Source organism: Streptomyces sp. XY006 (genome assembly GCF_002237655.1).
GTDB lineage: Bacteria > Actinomycetota > Actinomycetes > Streptomycetales > Streptomycetaceae > Streptomyces > Streptomyces levis.
On sequence record NZ_NOKT01000004.1, the window covers coordinates 135,867 to 154,478 of the forward strand.

10 protein-coding genes are annotated in these 18,612 nt (G+C 74.8%); 5 read left to right on the forward strand and 5 right to left on the reverse strand.

All coding sequences use genetic code 11. From position 1 onward, the window contains the following. Position 1 precedes the first annotated feature (1 nt). Together CHR28_RS06750 and CHR28_RS06755 are read right to left on the reverse strand one after the other, a co-directional pair. Positions 2-1,291, reverse strand: a complete 1,290-nt coding sequence (locus CHR28_RS06750; RefSeq protein WP_256984147.1) for an ADP-ribosylglycohydrolase family protein — start codon at positions 1,289-1,291, stop codon at positions 2-4. Further along, entirely contained in the window at positions 1,288-2,334 is a 1,047-nt protein-coding gene (locus tag CHR28_RS06755) for an ADP-ribosylglycohydrolase family protein (protein WP_094052555.1), read from the reverse strand. The genes CHR28_RS06750 and CHR28_RS06755 overlap by 4 nt, the downstream gene beginning before the upstream one ends. A 216-nt stretch (positions 2,335-2,550) precedes the next feature. Here CHR28_RS06755 and CHR28_RS06760 point away from each other — a divergent pair, with 216 nt between their 5' ends. From CHR28_RS06760 to CHR28_RS06770, 3 genes are all read left to right on the forward strand, one after another. Further along, on the forward strand, positions 2,551-3,282 hold the full coding sequence (locus CHR28_RS06760; protein WP_094052556.1) for a VIT1/CCC1 transporter family protein: 732 nt from the start codon (positions 2,551-2,553) through the stop codon (positions 3,280-3,282). A gap of 382 nt (positions 3,283-3,664) precedes the next feature. Further along, on the forward strand, positions 3,665-8,263 hold the full coding sequence (gene gltB, locus CHR28_RS06765; protein WP_179272344.1) for a glutamate synthase large subunit: 4,599 nt from the start codon (positions 3,665-3,667) through the stop codon (positions 8,261-8,263). Further along, positions 8,256-9,719, forward strand: a complete 1,464-nt coding sequence (locus tag CHR28_RS06770; protein ID WP_094052558.1) for a glutamate synthase subunit beta — start codon at positions 8,256-8,258, stop codon at positions 9,717-9,719. Before gltB ends, CHR28_RS06770 begins: the two co-directional genes overlap by 8 nt. A 102-nt stretch (positions 9,720-9,821) precedes the next feature. Here the strand turns inward: CHR28_RS06770 and CHR28_RS06775 are convergent, their stop codons facing one another. Genes CHR28_RS06775 through CHR28_RS06785 form a run of 3 tightly spaced genes read right to left on the reverse strand, consistent with a single transcriptional unit; the run spans position 9,822 to position 16,920 of the window. Next, on the reverse strand, positions 9,822-10,862 hold the full coding sequence (locus CHR28_RS06775; protein ID WP_094052559.1) for an ABC transporter ATP-binding protein: 1,041 nt from the start codon (positions 10,860-10,862) through the stop codon (positions 9,822-9,824). Continuing rightward, positions 10,859-13,588 (reverse strand): hypothetical protein, encoded by a 2,730-nt coding sequence (locus CHR28_RS06780; RefSeq protein WP_094052560.1) that lies wholly within the window; start codon positions 13,586-13,588, stop codon positions 10,859-10,861. The genes CHR28_RS06775 and CHR28_RS06780 overlap by 4 nt, the downstream gene beginning before the upstream one ends. Before the next feature lie 2 nt (positions 13,589-13,590). Continuing rightward, positions 13,591-16,920, reverse strand: coding sequence for an FtsX-like permease family protein (locus CHR28_RS06785; protein ID WP_094052561.1), 3,330 nt, complete (start codon positions 16,918-16,920; stop codon positions 13,591-13,593). A gap of 138 nt (positions 16,921-17,058) precedes the next feature. Here CHR28_RS06785 and CHR28_RS06790 point away from each other — a divergent pair, with 138 nt between their 5' ends. Beyond that, positions 17,059-17,790: an ABC transporter ATP-binding protein gene (locus CHR28_RS06790; RefSeq protein WP_094052562.1), complete on the forward strand. Its 732-nt coding sequence runs from the start codon at positions 17,059-17,061 to the stop codon at positions 17,788-17,790. An 80-nt stretch (positions 17,791-17,870) separates the two neighbouring features. Continuing rightward, the gene (locus CHR28_RS06795) at positions 17,871-18,596 is read left to right on the forward strand and encodes a vWA domain-containing protein (protein ID WP_094052563.1); all 726 of its coding nucleotides are present in this window, start codon (positions 17,871-17,873) and stop codon (positions 18,594-18,596) included. Positions 18,597-18,612: the final 16 nt, after the last annotated feature.

Consider the following 18,612-nt stretch of genomic DNA (forward strand, 5'->3'; position numbering starts at 1 on the left):
ATCATCCACCGGGGCGGGCCGGTTGGACGGCTTCCAGGAGCCCGGCGAGTTCGACGAGGTCGGTGCCGGTGAGGCGGGGCAGGGCGCAGCCGGAGAGGGTGCGGCAGGTGTCGCGCCAGGAGGCCGGGATCGACGCGCCACCGCCGACGGCCCCGGTGAGGGCGCCGACCAGGGCCGGGGCGGAGTCCGCGACCCGGGACAGGCAGGCCGCGGCCGGGACCGCCTCGGCGATGCGGCCGCGGGCGGCGGTGGCCAGGGCGAGGGCGACCGGCACGGTCTCGGCGGCGGCGATGCCGTAGCTGTAGACGTGGTCGACGATCTGGTGCTCCAGGGGCGGGACCAGGGCGAAGGCGCCGTCCGCGCCGGCGGCGAGCCGCAGGGCGTGCCGGGCGTTGCGGCCGATCTCCGTCTCCTCGGGCAGTTCGGCGAGGGCGGCCGTGACGCAGGCGTCGACGTGCGCCCCGGCCAGGGCGAGCGCGAGGGCCGCCGCCATGGCACGGGCGCCGTGGACTCCGTCGCCGTCCTGGGTGTAGCGGGCGTCGAACTCGGCGAGGTCGGCGGCGCGCCGGGGGTCGCCGGGGTGGGCGACGGCCAGGACGCAGGCGCGGACGCAGGCGGCGTCGTCGAAGTAGTGCGGGTTGTCGTGGCCGGTGGCGGGCGGGCGCAGGCCGGTGGCGAGATTGCCGAGGCCGGCGCGGACGGAGATGCGGGCGCGCAGCGGCAGGACGGCGGACTCGATCTCCGGGGCGCGGTCCGCCGCGGCGGCGACCTCGCTGGCGAGGGCGTTCCAGGTGAGGTCGATCGCCGCGCGGGTGCGGCGGTCCCGGCCGAGGTCGTTCAGGACGGTGTCGTCGCCGGCGAGGAGGAGGGCCTCCGCGGCGAAGGCGGCCCATTCGGCGTCGTCGGAGGGGCCGAGGCGGAGGGGTTCGGGGGGCTGGTTCAGGGCGATGGGGACGGGGAGGGTGGTCGTCGCGTTGTGCTCGGCGAAGGTGTCGAGTTCGCGGGTGAGCCGGCGGGTCCAGTCGGGCATGCGGGCGGCTCGGTGGCGGGCGGCGGGCCAGCCGGCGGCGTCTCCTGCGGCCAGCCCGAGCAGGAGGCCTTCGGCCTTTCTGTCTCCCACCCGCGCACCGCCCGTGACGGTCACCTGAGGGGCCCTGGTCTCCCGTGGGGCGACCTCGCCGTCGGCGGCTGCGGGGGGTACCCGCGTGGGCGGGGCGGCGACGGTGATCTCGTCGGTGGGGGGCATGGGGGGCTTGGGGGGTTCGTGGGGTGCCAGGTCCGGTGTCGTCATGCGGGGGGCTCCGTTCCGTCGGCCGCCGCCAGGGCGTTGCCCGCCGGTGCCGCCGCCGTCAGCAGGTCCGCCGCGTCCAGGACGTGGTGGCCCGCCATCGCCGGGAGGCAGGAGCCCCGGGCCGGGGTGATGGCCGCCGCCCAGGCCGGCGGGATGGCCGAGACGCCCCGGGTCGCGCCGGCCAGCGCGCCCGCGACCGCCGCCGTCGTGTCCGCGTCGCGGCCCATGTTCACCGCGGTCAGGACGGACTGCTCGAAGTCGCCGTCGGCCGCCGCGTACGCGCCGAACGCGAGGGCGACCGCCTCGGGGGCCAGGTCGGTCCAGGGATAGCCGCCGATGACGACCGCGGAGCGGACCGCGCGTTCGCCGCGGTGCGCGACCGCCACGCCACGGCGCAGGCTGCGGGCCGTCCAGGAGTCGTCGGGCACGACCGCGAGGGCCGCGGCCACCACCGCGATCGGTGTCGCGCCGGCCATGGCCGCCGCGACGCCCGCCGCCACCGCCTGGCCGCCGAGGATGCCCTCGCCGTCGTGGCTCACCGAGCCGTCGATCGCGACCAGCCGGGCCGCCTCCGCCGGACGGCCCGCCGCGAACACCCCGAAGGGGGCCGCACGCATGGCGAGGCCGTCGCTCCAGGCGTGCCGGTGCTGGGCGGAGATGGGGGCGGCCAGGCCCCGGCGCAGGTTCTCCAGCGTGCCGCGTTCGCTGAAGCCGGCGCCCCGGAAGGGGCCCTCGTCGCGGTCGGCGATCAGCTCGTGCCAGGCCGCCTCGACGTGGGCCGGGGTGAGCGCGGAGCCGTGCCGGGCCAGCAGCAGGGCCGAGAAGAGGGCGTATTCGGTGTCGTCCGTGCCGGACGGCTCGTCGGCCACGTAGCCCGTGATACGGCCCCACCGCGCGCGGATCTCGGACGGCTTCATGTTCTCGGCCGGCGCCCCGAGGGCGTCACCGACGGCCAGGCCCAGCAGTGCGCCCCGGGCCCGTGCGCGGAGTCCGGCGGCGTCCCCGGGCGCCGGGACGGAGGGGATGCAGGCGATCGATGCCATACCGGCATGTGTCCCACTGCGACGACCGCGCCGAGCCTCAGGAGCCCCAGCATCACCCGGTCGACATCTGCGCGAGGTGATGATCAAGTGAGCGGAAATCGGTAAACCCCCAGGTTAGCCCAGCCTTTCCTTGCTGGCGGGGGCGGAATCCGAGGCGTAGTTTTGGTGTTGTAAAACTCTGGAACGGATCCAAAGTAGGGGAGTGGGGTTCTTTTCATGGCCATCATCGAGACCGAGGCGACGCTGCACGAGGCGCACCGGGACAATCACACGCACCGGGACGTCAACGGCGGCTGGCTGCGTCCCGCGGTGTTCGGCGCGATGGACGGCCTCGTCTCCAACCTGGCCCTGATGACCGGTGTCGCGGGCGGGGCGGTCGGTCAGCAGACCGTCGTCCTCAGCGGACTGGCCGGTCTGGCCGCCGGCGCCTTCTCCATGGCCGCCGGCGAGTACACCTCCGTGGCCTCGCAGCGCGAGCTCGTCGAGGCCGAACTCGACGTGGAGCGGCGGGAGCTGCGCAAGCACCCCAAGGACGAGGAGGCCGAGCTGGCCGCCCTCTACGAGGCGCGAGGGGTCGAGCCGGCGCTGGCCCGCGAGGTGGCCCGGCAGCTGTCGAAGGATCCCGAGCAGGCGCTGGAGATCCACGCCCGGGAGGAGCTGGGGATCGACCCCGGCGATCTGCCCTCGCCCACCGTCGCCGCGGTGTCCAGCTTCGGCTCCTTCGCGCTCGGTGCGCTCGTCCCCGTCCTGCCGTATCTGCTGGGTGCGAGCAGCATGTGGCCGGCCGTGCTGCTGGCGCTGCTGGGGCTCTTCCTGTGCGGCGCGGTGGTGGCCAAGGTGACGGCGCGCACCTGGTGGTACAGCGGTCTGCGCCAGCTTCTGCTGGGCGGCGCGGCGGCCGGTGTGACGTACGCCCTGGGCACCCTGTTCGGAACGGCCGTAGGATAGCGCGGCTCGGACTTATGCGAGCGGCCGCATAAGTAACCGTTACTCGCGGGTTTCGGATGTGCGACCACCGGGCATGAGCCGTAAGCGCTGCGGGCAATGAGGCCCGCGCGTGCCCCCGGCGGGCGGGCGAAGACGCCTGTCCCGCCCCCGGGCCCGACGGGCATCGATCTCACCCGGTCGTTCCGTACAGGCCCCCCATAGCTTCCACCGTCGTCGCGGTACCCCCGCCGCGAGCCCCCGGTGTCCGCATGCTGGAACGGGTTATCCCGGTTCCCGAGAACCGCTCCATCATGTAACCTGCACGAAATTTTGCGATCACGCGAGGGCCAACGTCGTCCCTCGGCACCTTTGCACATGCCACATGACGACGACGGGAGAGCCGATGCGTACGCCGCGCCAGCCGTCCCAGCACTCCGCGAATGGCCAGAACTGGTCTTTCATGGATGCTCGCCCTGCTGCGCAGGGTATGTACGACCCCCGCAACGAGCACGATGCCTGCGGCGTCGGCTTCGTCGCCACCCTCACCGGCGAGGCGTCCCACACCCTGGTCGAGCAGGCTCTGACCGTCCTGCGCAACCTCGAACACCGCGGTGCCACCGGCTCCGAGCCCGACTCGGGCGACGGCGCCGGCATCCTGGCGCAGGTCCCGGACGCCTTCTTCCGTGACGTGGCCGGATTCGAACTCCCCGCGGCCGGTGCCTACGCCGTCGGCATCGCCTTCCTGCCCGAGGCCGGCACCGACGAGGCCGTCTCGCAGATCGAGACGATCGCCGTCGACGAGGGCCTGACCGTCCTCGGCTGGCGCGAGGTGCCGGTCGCGCCCCAGCTGCTGGGCGCCACCGCCCGCTCGACGATGCCGGCCTTCCGGCAGCTCTTCGTCGCCGACGGCACCTCGGAGGGCATCGCCCTCGACCGCAAGGCCTTCGTGCTGCGCAAGCGCGCCGAGCGCGAGGCCGGGGTGTACTTCCCGTCGCTGTCGGCCCGCACGATCGTCTACAAGGGCATGCTGACCACCGGCCAGCTGGAGCCCTTCTTCCCGGACCTGTCCGACCGCCGCTTCGCCTCCGCGATCGCGCTCGTGCACTCCCGGTTCTCGACGAACACCTTCCCGTCGTGGCCGCTCGCACACCCGTACCGTTTCGTCGCGCACAACGGCGAGATCAACACCGTCAAGGGCAACCGCAACTGGATGGTGGCCCGCGAGTCGCAGCTCGTCTCGGACCTGTTCGGCTCCGACGGCAAGGCGATCGACCGGATCTTCCCGATCTGCACCCCGGACGCCTCCGACTCCGCCTCCTTCGACGAGGTCCTGGAGCTGCTGCACCTGGGCGGCCGCTCCCTGCCGCACTCCGTGCTGATGATGATCCCGGAGGCGTGGGAGAACCACGACTCCATGGACCCGGCCCGGCGCGCCTTCTACCAGTTCCACTCCACGATGATGGAGCCCTGGGACGGCCCGGCCTGTGTCACCTTCACCGACGGCACCCAGGTCGGCGCGGTCCTCGACCGCAACGGCCTGCGCCCCGGCCGCTACTGGGTCACCGACGACGGCCTCGTCGTCCTCGGCTCCGAGGTCGGCGTCCTGGACATCGACCCGGCCAAGGTCGTCCGCAAGGGCCGCCTGCAGCCCGGCCGCATGTTCCTCGTCGACACCGCCGAGCACCGCATCATCGAGGACGACGAGATCAAGGCCCAGCTCGCCGCCGAGAACCCCTACCAGGAGTGGGTGGAGGCCGGCGAGATCGAGCTGTCCGACCTGCCCGAGCGCGAGCACATCGTCCACACCCACGCCTCGGTCACCCGCCGCCAGCAGACCTTCGGCTACACCGAGGAGGAGCTGCGCGTCATCCTCGCGCCGATGGCCAAGGCCGGTGCCGAGCCGATCGGTTCGATGGGCACGGACTCGCCGATCGCCGCGCTGTCGGACCGCCCGCGCCTGCTCTTCGACTACTTCACGCAGCTGTTCGCGCAGGTCACCAACCCGCCGCTGGACGCCATCCGCGAGGAGCTCGTCACCTCCCTGCGCTCGTCCCTGGGCCCGCAGGGCAACCTGCTCGACCCGAACGCGGCCTCCTGTCGCAGCGTCCTGCTGCCCTTCCCGGTCATCGACAACGACGAGCTGGCCAAGCTCATCCACATCAACGCCGACGGCGACATGCCCGGTTTCAAGGCCGCGACCCTGTCCGGCCTGTACCGGGTGCACGGCGGCGGTGACGCGCTGGCCGCGCGGATCGAGGAGATCTGCGCCGAGGCCGACGCCGCCATCGGCAACGGCGCCCGCCTGATCGTCCTGTCGGACCGCCACTCCGACGCCGAGCACGCGCCGATCCCGTCGCTGCTGCTCACCGCGGCCGTCCACCACCACCTCATCCGCACCAAGCAGCGCACCCAGGTGGGCCTGCTGGTCGAGGCCGGCGACGTCCGCGAGGTCCACCACGTCGCCCTGCTCATCGGCTACGGCGCCGCCGCCGTCAACCCGTACCTGGCGATGGAGTCCGTCGAGGACCTGGTCCGCGCCGGCACCTTCCTGCCCGGCATCGAGCCCGAGAAGGCCATCCGCAACCTCATCTACGCCCTCGGCAAGGGCGTGCTGAAGGTCATGTCCAAGATGGGCATCTCGACCGTCGCCTCCTACCGCGGCGCCCAGGTCTTCGAGGCCGTCGGTCTCGACGAGGCCTTCGTCGACAAGTACTTCAACGGCACGGCCACCAAGATCGGCGGCGTCGGCATCGACGTCATCGCCAAGGAGGTCGCCGCCCGGCACGCCAAGGCCTACCCGGCCTCCGGCATCGCCCCGGCGCACCGCGCGCTCGACATAGGCGGCGAGTACCAGTGGCGCCGCGAGGGCGAGCCGCACCTGTTCGACCCGGAGACGGTCTTCCGCCTCCAGCACTCCACGCGCTCCGGCCGGTACGACATCTTCAAGAAGTACACCGAGCGCGTGAACGAGCAGTCCGAGCGGCTGATGACGCTGCGCGGCCTGTTCGGCTTCAAGTCGGACCGGCAGCCGATCTCCATCGACGAGGTCGAGCCCGTCTCCGAGATCGTCAAGCGCTTCTCCACCGGCGCCATGTCGTACGGCTCCATCTCGCAGGAGGCGCACGAGACCCTCGCCATCGCCATGAACCAGCTGGGCGGCAAGTCCAACACCGGTGAGGGCGGCGAGGACCCGGAGCGCCTGTACGACCCGGCCCGCCGGTCGTCCATCAAGCAGGTCGCCTCCGGCCGCTTCGGCGTGACCTCCGAGTACCTGGTCAACTCCGACGACATCCAGATCAAGATGGCCCAGGGCGCCAAGCCCGGCGAGGGCGGCCAGCTGCCCGGCCACAAGGTCTACCCGTGGGTCGCCAAGACGCGGCACTCGACGCCCGGCGTCGGCCTCATCTCGCCGCCCCCGCACCACGACATCTACTCCATCGAGGACCTCGCCCAGCTGATCCACGACCTGAAGAACGCCAACCCCCAGGCGCGCATTCACGTCAAGCTGGTCTCCGAGGTCGGCGTCGGCACGGTCGCCGCCGGTGTGTCCAAGGCACACGCGGACGTGGTGCTCATCTCCGGCCACGACGGCGGCACCGGTGCCTCCCCGCTCACCTCGCTGAAGCACGCCGGCGGTCCCTGGGAGCTCGGTCTGGCCGAGACCCAGCAGACCCTGCTGCTCAACGGCCTGCGCGACCGCATCGTCGTGCAGACCGACGGCCAGCTGAAGACCGGCCGCGACGTGGTCATCGCCGCGCTGCTCGGCGCCGAGGAGTTCGGTTTCGCGACCGCGCCGCTCGTCGTCTCCGGCTGCGTCATGATGCGCGTCTGCCACCTGGACACCTGCCCGGTCGGCATCGCCACGCAGAACCCGGTGCTGCGCGAGCGCTACACCGGCAAGGCCGAGTACGTCGTCAACTTCTTCCAGTACATCGCCCAGGAGGTCCGCGAGCTCCTGGCCGAGCTGGGCTTCCGCTCCATCGAGGAGGCCGTCGGCCACGCCGAGGCCCTCGACGTGACCCGCGCGGTCGACCACTGGAAGGCGCAGGGCCTGAACCTGGAGCCGCTGTTCCACGTGCCCCAGCTGCCCGAGGGCGCGGTGCGCCACCAGGTGATCGCGCAGGACCACGGCCTGGAGAAGGCGCTCGACAACCAGCTGATCAAGCTGGCCGCCGACGCGCTGGCCGCCTCGGACGCCACCGAGGCCCAGCCGGTCCGCGCCCAGGTGCAGATCCGCAACATCAACCGCACGGTCGGCACCATGCTCGGCCACGAGGTGACGAAGAAGTTCGGCGGCGCGGGCCTGCCCGACGACACCATCGACATCACCTTCACCGGGTCCGCCGGCCAGTCCTTCGGCGCGTTCGTGCCGCGCGGTGTGACGCTGCGCCTGGAGGGCGACGCCAACGACTACGTCGGCAAGGGCCTGTCCGGCGGCCGGATCATCGTCCGGCCCGACCGCGCGGCCGACCACCTCGCCGAGTACAGCGTCATCGCCGGCAACACCATCGGCTACGGCGCCACCGGCGGCGAGATGTTCCTGCGCGGCAAGACCGGTGAGCGGTTCTGCGTCCGCAACTCCGGCGCGACGGTCGTCTCCGAGGGCGTGGGCGACCACGGCTGCGAGTACATGACCGGCGGCCACGCGGTGGTGCTCGGCGAGACGGGCCGCAACTTCGCGGCCGGCATGTCCGGCGGCGTCGCCTACGTGATCGACCTCGACCGGGACAACGTCAACGTCGGCAACCTCGACGCGGTCGAGGCGCTGGACGACGCCGACAAGCAGTGGCTGCACGACGTGGTCCGCCGCCACCAGGAGGAGACGGGCTCCACCGTCGCCGAGAAGCTCCTGGCCGAGTGGGACACCGCCGTCGAGCGCTTCAGCAAGATCATCCCCAGCACGTACAAGGCAGTGCTCGCCGCCAAGGACGCCGCCGAGCGAGCCGGTCTCTCCGAGACCGAGACCCACGAGAAGATGATGGAGGCGGCGATCAATGGCTGACCCGAAGGGCTTCCTTAACCACGGGCGCGAGGTCGCCAAGTCCCGCCCCGTCGAGGAGCGCGTCAAGGACTGGAACGAGGTCTACGTCCCCGGCTCCCTGCTGCCGATCATCAGCAAGCAGGCCAGCCGGTGCATGGACTGCGGCATCCCGTTCTGCCACAACGGCTGTCCGCTCGGGAACCTCATCCCCGAGTGGAACGACTACGCCTACCGCGAGGACTGGGCCGCCGCCTCCGAGCGGCTGCACGCGACGAACAACTTCCCGGAGTTCACCGGGCGTCTGTGCCCCGCTCCCTGCGAGTCGGCGTGTGTGCTCGGCATCAACCAGCCGCCGGTCACCATCAAGAACGTCGAGGTCTCGATCATCGACAAGGCGTGGGAGACCGGGGACGTCGCCCCGCAGATCCCGGAGCGCCTGTCCGGCAAGACCGTCGCCGTCGTCGGTTCGGGCCCGGCCGGCCTGGCCGCCGCCCAGCAGCTGACCCGCGCCGGTCACACCGTCGCCGTCTACGAGCGCGCGGACCGCATCGGAGGCCTCCTCCGGTACGGCATCCCCGAGTTCAAGATGGAGAAGCGGCACATCAACCGCCGTATCGAGCAGATGCGCGCGGAGGGCACCCGCTTCCGCACGGGCGTCGAGATCGGCCGCGACCTGAAGGCCACGGACCTGAAGAAGCGCTACGACGCGGTCGTCCTGGCCGTCGGCGCGACCACGGCCCGTGACCTGCCGGTGCCCGGCCGCGAGCTCAAGGGCATCTACCAGGCGATGGAGTACCTGCCCCTGGCCAACAAGGTCCAGGAGGGCGACTTCGTGGCGCCCCCGATCTCGGCCGAGGGCAAGCACGTCGTGGTCATCGGCGGCGGCGACACCGGCGCGGACTGCGTCGGCACCGCCCACCGCCAGGGCGCGGCCTCCGTCACGCAGCTGGAGATCATGCCCCGTCCGAACGACGACCGGCACCCGATCAACCAGCCCTGGCCGACCTTCCCCATGCTGTACAAGGTCACCTCGGCCCACGAGGAGGGCGGCGAGCGCGTCTACTCGGTCTCGACGACCCACTTCGAGGGCGACGAGGACGGCAACGTCCAGTGGCTGCACCTCACCGAGGTGGAGTTCGTCGACGGCAAGCTGACGCCCAAGCCGGGCTCCGAGCGCAAGATCCCCGCCCAGCTGGTGACGCTGGCGATGGGCTTCACGGGCACCGACCGCGAGAACGGCCTGGTCGAGCAGTTCGGCCTGGAGCTCGACGAGCGCGGCAACATCGCCCGCGACGCCGACTGGCAGACCAACGTGCCGGGCGTGTTCGTCGCCGGTGACGCCGGCCGCGGCCAGTCGCTCATCGTCTGGGCGATCGCGGAGGGCCGCTCGGCCGCCAAGGGCGTCGACCGCTTCCTGACCGGTGCCAGCGACCTGCCGGCCCCGATCCGCCCGACGGACCGCGCGCTGATGGTCTGAGCGCACCCCACCAGAACGTCCCGCACAAAGGCGTGCGGAACACCGACGGCGCCTGCCCCACTGTCCCCGACCGGACGACCGGGCAGGCGCCGTCGCACGTCCTCAGCCGTTCCCCTCGGGGTCGGGGTCGGGGTCGGGGTCGGGGTCGCGGTCGCGGTCGAGGTCTGGGGTGCCGTCGCGGTCGCCGGTGCCGTTCCCGTCGGGCCAGACCTGGACGTGGTCGTCCTCCAGCTCCAGCAGCACCCGGTCCCGCATGCCCAGGGCGGCCGTGTACTCGGCGGGCAGCTGCAGGCGGCCCGCGCGGTCGAGCATCGCGTACTCGCGGGCCACCAGGGACTCGGTGCCCGTCTCGTCGACCTCCGTGCGGCGCAGGACCTCCGTGGAGGTGCGGCCGTCGCGGATGGCGACCGTGCGGCGGACCTCTCCGGCGACCGCCTGGTCGTGGGTGACGACGACGATCGTCGTGCCCAGCTCCTCGTTGGCCCGGCGGAACGCCGCGAAGACCTGCCGCCCGGTCGCCGAGTCCAGCTCGCCGGTCGGCTCGTCCGCGAGCAGCACCGCGGGGGCGTTGGCCAGGGCGACGGCGATCGCCACGCGCTGCTGCTGGCCGCCGGACATCTGCCGCGGCCGCCGCTCGGCGCAGTCGGCGACGCCCAGCAGGGACAGCAGTTCAGCGGCCCGGGCGGCCCGTTCGCGGCGCGGGCGGCCCGCCAGCTGCAGGGGCAGGGCGACGTTCTGCGCGGCCGTCAGATACGGCAGGAGATTGCGGGCCGTCTGCTGCCAGACGAAGCCGACCACCTCGCGCCGGTAGCGCAGCCGCGCCTTGGCGTCCATCGTCAGCAGATCGCGGCCCGCGACCCTCGCGGAGCCGGCGGTCGGGACGTCCAGGCCCGCGAGGATGTTCATCAGCGTCGACTTGCCGCTGCCGGACGCCCCCACCAGGGCCATCAACTCGCCCTCGCGCACCAGCAGATCGAGCCCCTGCAGCGCCTGCACCTCCACGGCGTCCCCGCCGCCGCGCTTGGCGAAGATCCGCACCAGCCGGTCGCAGGCGATCAGGGCGTCGTGCCCGTACGCGGGCCGGTCCCGCCGGTGCGCCGCCCGCCGCTCCAGCTCCGCGAGCGAATCCGTCGTACCGCTCATCGCGTGTCTCCCGCCCTGAGGTGAGTGATCGGTGTCCGGCGCCCCGCCCACCAGGCCTGTGTGACGGCCACCGCCCCGGCCAGCAGGACCGTGACCGCGCCCGGCAGGACCAGGGACCACGGGTCGGTCCGCAGGACGGCACCCCCGGGCACCGAGCCGCCGGACGCGCCGGACAGGGCGAGCCGGTCGAGGTCGACGCCGGGGGCGAGCAGCCGTACCGCGGCCCAGCCGACGGCCATGCCCCCGCCGGCCGCGAGCAGGGCCTGCGGCAGCGCCTCCAGGCCGAGCAGCCGCCGGCCCTGGCGGGTCGTCAGGCCCAGGGTGCGCAGCAGGGCCAGCAGCGCGGCCCGCTCCGGGGCGGTGCGCAGCAGGCCCAGGACCAGGGCGAGCACCGCGTATACCGCGCCCGCGACGACGGCCCAGAGGTAGACGCGCTCGGCGCCCGCCTGCAGCGGGGAGCCGGACAGCGCCGCGCGTTCCTCGGCGCGCAGGGTCACGGAGACGCCGGCCCCGGCGTCGCGGACGGCGGCGCGCAGCGCCTTCGCGTCGAGTCCGGCGCCGGCCGCCAGCAGGGTCGTGGGGCCGCCGAGGCCCTTCAGGCCCGCCGCGTCGACCAGCAGGAACTCGCCCTCCGGGGCCGCCGGGGTGCGCGGGTTCACGGCGGTGACCCGCACGGTGACGGCACCGGTGTCGGTCACGATCCGGCGCGGTGCCCGCCCGAACCGCTCGGCGACCCCGGGCGAGGCGACGGCTCCCAGCACCCCGTCCGCCGAGCCCAGCCGGTCCGCCGGGAACCCGCCGAGCCCGGTCAGCCGGGCCACCGACGCGTAGCTGTCCGGCTCCACCGCGATGACAGGCAGCGAGCGCGTCTCGTCGGAGGCGCGCTCCGCGGCGTACGCGAAGTCCACCGCCGTCACCTGCCGTACGCCCGCCACCTCACCGACCGCCCCGGCCAGTTCCGGCGGGAGCGTGCCGTCGGCCGTCTCCAGCCGGGCGTCCGCGCCCGTGGCCAGCAGCGCGGCCCGGTCGCGGGCGTCCGCCACGCCCGCCAGCACCGACCCGCCGAACGCGGCCGTCGTCAGGGCGGTCAGCAGGGCGAGCAGCGGCAGTACGGCGACCGCCGCCGGGGCGCGGCCCGCGCGGGCCAGAGACAGGAACCCGACCACGCCGCGCAGCCGCCCGGCCGGGCCGGCGGCCCACCGCAGCGGCAGTGGGTACAGCCGGACCAGGACCAGCGCGGCCACCACCCCGACGAGCACCGGCGCGGCGCTCACCAGCAGATCGCCCGGCCCCTCCGTGCCCCGGCGGCGCAGCGCCGCCACCGCGCCGGCGGCCAGCACCAGCACGGTCAGCTCGGCGACCAGGCGGCGTCCGCCCGGCCTGGCGTGGGCGAGGTCGTCGCGCTCCCGGTGCGCCCGCGGTCGGCGATGCGCCACCACCGCGCGCACCGGCAGCACCGCACAGGCGAGCAGGGCCACCGCGCCCGCCCCGAGGACGGCCGGCAGCGGCCGGCCCCCGTCCACCACGAGCAGCGCGAGCAGCAGACCGCAGGCCGCCGCGGGCACCACGGGCACCGCGGTCTCGGCCAGCAGCCGCCCGGCGATGCCGCGCAGGGAGCCGCCCCGGGCGCGCAGCAGGGCCAGTTCGGCGTCGCGGCGGGCGGCGGCCAGGCCCCCGCTCATCACCAGGACGACGGCGGCGACCGCGGCGACCCCGAAGGCCGCGACGGCGACCACCGGCGCGATCGCGTCCCGGGTCGCGGTGTAGGCGCCGACCACCTGCTCCAGGCCGGTGGACAGCTGCGCGACCGGCCCGGCGACCCCGCGCAGCGCCACCAGCCCGGGCCCGTCCTCCAGCGAGGCGACCGCCGCGACGAGCGCCGGGGCGTCCGCGCCGGTGAGCCGGCCGGTCGCCGGCGCGAACCGCCAGTACCGCTCCGGCTCGCCCCGCCCGCCGAGCAGCGCGGGCGCCGCCCCCGGCGCGAGCAGGACGCCCGCCTCCCAGTAGAACTGCGGTGGACGACCCGTGGTGCTGACCAGGCCCGGCGTGCGCAGGACGGGCTCCGCCGACCAGTAACTGCGCTGCGGATGCCGGGGTTCGAGCACGCCGGTGATCCGCACGGTCAGCGGCCGGTCCGGGTAGCCGGCCAGGGTGAGCGTGGACCCGGCCCGCAGCCCCAGTGCGTGGGCAGTCTCACGGGTCACGGCGCCCTCCACCGTCCTGGTGTCCACCCCCACCCGGCCGGCGGTGGGCAGCCGGCCCTCCCGCACGGTGGCGTGGGCGGCCGCCGCGGACTGGGCGAGCAGGGTGAAGCGCGGCGGCAGCCCGTCCGGCCGGGGCAGCGCGGCGTCCAGCCCCTCCAGGCTCTCGGCGGTCCGCACGCCGTACGCCGACTGCGCCGGGTCCGCCCGCAGCGGCGCGGGCAGCAGCGCCCGCGCCCGGGCGCCGACCGCCGCGAGCGCCGCCGGGCGGACCGCCTCCGCGCGGGCCTCGTCGGGCAGTTCGAGCCCGGGCGGGGGTGCCTTCAGCTCCAGCACGGCGGCCTCGGGCGCCGCCCCCGCGACGGCGTCGCGCAGCCCGTCCGTCTCGTACGCCTCGACGGCCCGGGGCAGCACGGCCGCGAGGAACGCCGAGACCAGGACCAGCACCGAGAGGGCGACGGCGGACCAGGGTGCGGTCCGCAACCGGGTCCGCACCCAGGGCGCGCCCCGCGTGTCCGACGGCATCCTCAGTCCTCCCCCTGGTGGCGGAGCACGACCGCCGGTTCGGCGCGGCGCAGCGCCGACGCGGCGGTGATCAGCAGCAGCGGCGCGGCCACCCCGGCCAGGAGCAGGGCCAGCCGGTCCGGCGGGAGTGCGACGAGCACCGGCGGCACCGGCCGCGCGGCACCCGAGGTCAGCACGATCAGCGGTACGACCGCCCGGGTCAGCACGGCACCGAGTCCGAGCCCGGCGAGCAGCCCGGCCCCCACGAGCAGGCTCTGCTCCGTCGCGACGAGCCGGGCGAGGTCACGGCGGGGCGTGCCCAGGGCGCGCAGCACCGCGAACTCCCCGGCCCGCTCGCGCCGCGCCCCGGCGGCGCTGACCGCGAACCCTCCGGCGGCGAGCGCCACGGCGGCCACCGACACCGCCGTCAGCGCCGAGCGCGGCCCGGCCCCGAGCGGATCCCGCAGCAGCTCGGCCGCCGTCTCGTCCCGCACCAGCACCTGCTCCGCCGCGAGGTCGGGGCGTGCCCGCAGCGCGGCGGCGACCTCGGCGGCCCTTCCCGGAGCGGTGCTCACCCACCACTCGGTGGGGGAGAGCGGTGCGCTGGCCCGCCGCGCCAGCACGGCGTCGACGGCCCGCAGATCCAGCAGCAGCGCCCCACCGTCCACGTCCTCCCCGTCCAGGCCGGTGGCCGTCGTCGGCAGCGCCTCGACCGCCCGGACGATCCGCACCCGCAACTGCTCCCCGGACAGCGGCACGTCCACGGTGTCGCCCGGCCGGGCTCCCGCCGCCCGCAGGAAGTCCCGGGTCGCGACGGCGGCCAGGGTCCCCGGCACGGCGTCCCCGGCGGTGGACAGGCGGACGCTGTGGACCGGCGCGGTGCCGGTGCTCTCGTCGGCGTCGGCGCCGGTGCCGTACGACACGGTCAGGGGCGCGGTGCCGGACGTGTCCGGCCGCACGGCGGAACGGGCGAGGACCTCGCCGTTGTCCGTGACCGACCGGTCGCCGCGCCACCGGGTCCCGGCGGGCACGGGGACGGCCCGCGCGGAGCCGTCGGGGCCGGTGGCCAGCAGCCGTTCGACGGTGAGCCGGTGCGTTTCGGGGCGGCCGGCGGGCGTGGTGTCGTCGAGCTGCACCCCGGTGAGCCGCAGCGGTCCGGCCGGGGCGGCCCGACGGCCCGCCGCCGTCACGTCCAGCTCCAGCGTGAGCCGGTGCGTCCGGCCGTCCACCGGGACCGTCCCGGCGCCCAGCCGGTAGCCGATGCCGTACCGGTCCTCGACGACCGCGGTGAGCACGGGCGCGCGCTGCGAGGGGGAGCGTCCCGTCCGGGTCCGTGTGTCGGCGATCCGCACGTCGAGGGCGAGCCGCCGGGTGCCGTCGGGCAGCCGCACCGCCCGGTCCCGGTCGGGCGCGGGCGGCGCCAGGTGGCGCAGCAGCCGCTCGGGGGACTCGTCGGCGAGGTCACCGCGCAGCAGCATCCCGTCCCGGGCGTGCGCGGTGTCGAGGGCGAGCACCGTCGCCTCCCGGTCGCCGGACAGGGACAGTGTGGTGCGGTGCGCGGGAGCCACGTCCCGGGCCCCGGGCAGCGCGGCGTACAGACCGGTCTGCCCGGGGCCGCCCGGACGCTGGTCGAGGACGCGTACGGCCGCGCCCGTGCGGAAGTCGGCCTGGTCGCCCTGCGAGCGGTCCCAGGAGGCGCCGTGCCCGATCGCCAGCATCCCGGTGGCCACGGCCACGATCAGCAGCAGCACCGGACCGGCCCCGCGCAGCGGCCGCCGGCTGAACTGCCAGCCCGCCAGCGCCGCCGGCAGGCCGCGTCCCTTCGCGGACCGCCGCTCCGCCAGCCGGGCCGCGAGCGGCAGCAGACGCAGCGTCAGCACCGTGCCGGCCAGCAGCGCCAGCGCGGGCGCCGCGACCAGCAGCGGATCGATGCCCAGCTCACCGGCCCGGTCGCGGCTGAGCGCCCCGCCGCCGGACGCGTCGGTCTGCCGTTCCAGCTGCCAGTACGCCACGCCCGCGATCAGCAGCAGCCCCACATCGGCTCCCGCCCGCACGGGTGCGGCCGTCGTCGCGGCACGGACGCGCCGCAGCCGCACCGTCGTCCCGGCCGTCGCCGCCAGGGCGGGCGCCACGACCGCCGCCGCGCACACCACCGCCACCCCGCCCGCGACCAGCCACACCCCGCCCGACGGGACCGTGCCGAGCCGCAGCCCGATCCCGTCGAGCGCGGACCACCGGGCCAGCAGCCGGGCCAGCGGGCCGGACAGCAGGGCCGCACCGACCGCGGCCGGCACCGCGAGCAGCAGCGCCTCCAGCACCGCCAGCCCCACGATCCGGCCGCGCGAGGCGCCCCGGGCCCGCAACAGCTCGGTCTCGCCCGCCCGTTCACCGCCCAGCAGCCGCGCCACCAGCAGCAGCGCGTACCCGGCGAGCAGCACCAGCTGCACGGAGACGATCAGCAGCGTGGAGCGGGACACCAGCAGCGCCCGCTCGGTCCGGTCGAGCACCTCGGGCAGGCCGGTGCGCACGTCCGCGCCGCCCCCGAGCGCCGGCTCCTCGCGCAGCGCCGCTGCCCCGCGGACGGTCGCCGCGCGCAGCGCGCCGATGCCGTCGGTCGTGAAGGTCCGGTAGTCGGCCGTCGCCACCCAGCCGGTGCCGTCCTCGGAGACGCGCCCGGAGGCGAGCACCGAGGTGTCCGCGAGCAGCGGCCCGAAGGTCGTGAAGGCGACGGTGCGCACGCCCTGGCCGCCGAGCGTGTCCACCTGCCAGTACGGGTCGGTGCCGTCGGCCGCCCGGTACACGCCGGTCACCCTCACCCGGAGCGGATCGCCGCCCAGCCGGTCGGTGAGCGTGAGCCGCGCGCCGGTTCGCAGCCCCAGCCGCTCGGCGGCCGCCTCGGGCAGGGCCACGGGAACCGCCGCGGTACGGCCGGCCGGGCCCGGGAAGGCCCCCGAGACCAGCCTGATCCGTGACCGGTCCAGGGCGGCGAGGAGCGTGAGGTCGGGCTCGCCCGCGCGGCCGTCGGCGTCCTGGAGGGAACGGGGCAGCGCGTACGGACCGGAGCGCTCCAGGCGCCGCACGGTCACCGGCAGCCCGCCGAACGCCTCCCGCGCCTCGCGCACCACGGCCCGCTGCGCCGCCTCCCGCCGCTCCCGGGGCACGTCCGCCTCCACGACGAGGGACGCGGAGGCCGCCGACCGGCCGCCGAGCGTGCCGCGCAGGGCCGCGTCCCCGACGGAACCGGAGAAGGCCGTGAGAGAGGCGAGGACCGAGGCGGTCACCACCACGGCGAGCAGGGCGGACGTGAGGAGCAGCCGATGCGCCCGCAGGCGCAGCAGCAGTAAGCCCGTCACGCTTCCCCCACCCGATGGCCGAGCCGCCGTTCTTCCAACCCGGCATGCATATCACGGGCTTACCGGCCCGGCACATGCGTTCGAACCGGGGTTGTTCCGCTCTTGACCGTCCGGACCGGTTCCGTATGGGATGCGGTGATGACCGAGAACACCGGCCTGGGGCCGGGCGCCGCCCTCGCCGACGACACCTCCGGCGAGCCGATGCTGCGGGTGGAGGACCTCCACCACTCCTACGGCACGGGGGCCGCGGCCGTGCGGGCGCTGCGCGGGGCCTCCTTCGCCGTGCGGCGCGGTGAACTGGTCGCCCTCAAGGGCCGCTCGGGCTCCGGCAAGTCGACGCTGCTCCATGTCATCGGAGGCCTCGACGCGCCGCAGAGCGGCCGGGTCGTCCTGGACGGCACCGACCTGTCGGGGCTGAGCGAGAGCGAACTGCTGGAACTGCGCCGCGACCGCATCGGTTTCGTCTTCCAGTCCTTCGGGCTCATCCCCATCCTCACCGCCGCCGAGAACGTGGGCGTCCCCCTGCGGCTGCGCCGGGCCGAGCCGCGCGAGCGCGAGGAGCGGGTGGCGCTGCTGCTGGCCCTGGTGGGTCTCACCGGCCACGAGGCGCAGCGGCCCGCCGAGCTCTCCGGCGGGCAGCAGCAGCGGGTCGCCATCGCCCGGGCCCTCGCCAACCGTCCGGCCCTGCTGCTCGCCGACGAGCCGACCGGGCAGCTCGACGCGGCCACCGGCCTGGCGGTGATGGAGCTGCTGCGGGCGGTGGTCCGCAGCGAGGGCGTCACGGCCCTCGTCGCCACGCACGACCCCCAACTCCTCGGTCTCGCCGACCGGGTGCTGGAGCTGAGCGATGGAGTGGTCGTCGAGGAGTGAGCGGGCCGGGGGGAGAGCCGAGGGGTGAGCCGAGGGGTGAGCGAGCCGAGGCGGAAGCCGAGGGGTGGGAGAGTGAGGCCATGGCCGCGATCAGTCTGAGCAAGGTGCAGGAGACCGCTCCCGCGCTGGTGAACCTGTACAAGAGCGCCGGGGTCTCCCTCACCGAGCACGGGCTGGACGGGCTGCGCGCCGCGGTCTACCTCGTGGTCGACCACTCCGGCTCGATGAGGCCCTACTACAAGGACGGCAGCGTGCAGGCGCTGGCCGACCGGGTGCTCGGGCTGTCGGCGCACCTCGACGACGACGGCACCGTGCCCGTGGTGTTCTTCTCCACGGACGTCGACGCCGAGACGGAGATCGCCCTGGCCGGTCACCAGGGGAGGATCGAGCGGATCGTGGCCGGGCTCGGGCACATGGGCAAGACCAGCTACCACCTGGCCATGGACGCCGTCATCGACCACTACCTCGACACCGGGACGACCGCGCCCGCCCTGGTCGTCTTCCAGACCGACGGCGGGCCGGTCGACAGGCTCGCCGCGGAACGGTATCTGTGCAAGGCGGCGAGGCTCCCGCTGTTCTGGCAGTTCATCGGCTTCGGCGACCCGCACGGCAAGCAGTTCGACTTCCTGCGCAGACTCGACGAGCTGGCCGTGCCCGGCAAACGGGTCGTGGACAACGCGGGTTTCTTCCACGCGGGCGTGGACCCCCGCACGGTCCCGGACCGTGAGTTGTACGACCGGCTCGTGGGGGAGTTCCCGAAGTGGCTGGTGGCCGCCAGGGCCGAGGGGATCGTGCGGGACGCCTGAGGCGGCTGAGCCACCC

Coding starts and splice junctions, on each gene's coding strand:
- CHR28_RS06750 (WP_256984147.1), bottom strand. CDS start 1,291: ATGACGACACCGGACCTGGCACCCCACGAACCCCCCAAGCCCCCCATG.
- CHR28_RS06755 (WP_094052555.1), bottom strand. CDS start 2,334: ATGGCATCGATCGCCTGCATCCCCTCCGTCCCGGCGCCCGGGGACGCC.
- CHR28_RS06760 (WP_094052556.1), top strand. CDS start 2,551: ATGGCCATCATCGAGACCGAGGCGACGCTGCACGAGGCGCACCGGGAC.
- gltB (WP_179272344.1), top strand. CDS start 3,665: ATGCGTACGCCGCGCCAGCCGTCCCAGCACTCCGCGAATGGCCAGAAC.
- CHR28_RS06770 (WP_094052558.1), top strand. CDS start 8,256: ATGGCTGACCCGAAGGGCTTCCTTAACCACGGGCGCGAGGTCGCCAAG.
- CHR28_RS06775 (WP_094052559.1), bottom strand. CDS start 10,862: ATGAGCGGTACGACGGATTCGCTCGCGGAGCTGGAGCGGCGGGCGGCG.
- CHR28_RS06780 (WP_094052560.1), bottom strand. CDS start 13,588: ATGCCGTCGGACACGCGGGGCGCGCCCTGGGTGCGGACCCGGTTGCGG.
- CHR28_RS06790 (WP_094052562.1), top strand. CDS start 17,059: ATGACCGAGAACACCGGCCTGGGGCCGGGCGCCGCCCTCGCCGACGAC.
- CHR28_RS06795 (WP_094052563.1), top strand. CDS start 17,871: ATGGCCGCGATCAGTCTGAGCAAGGTGCAGGAGACCGCTCCCGCGCTG.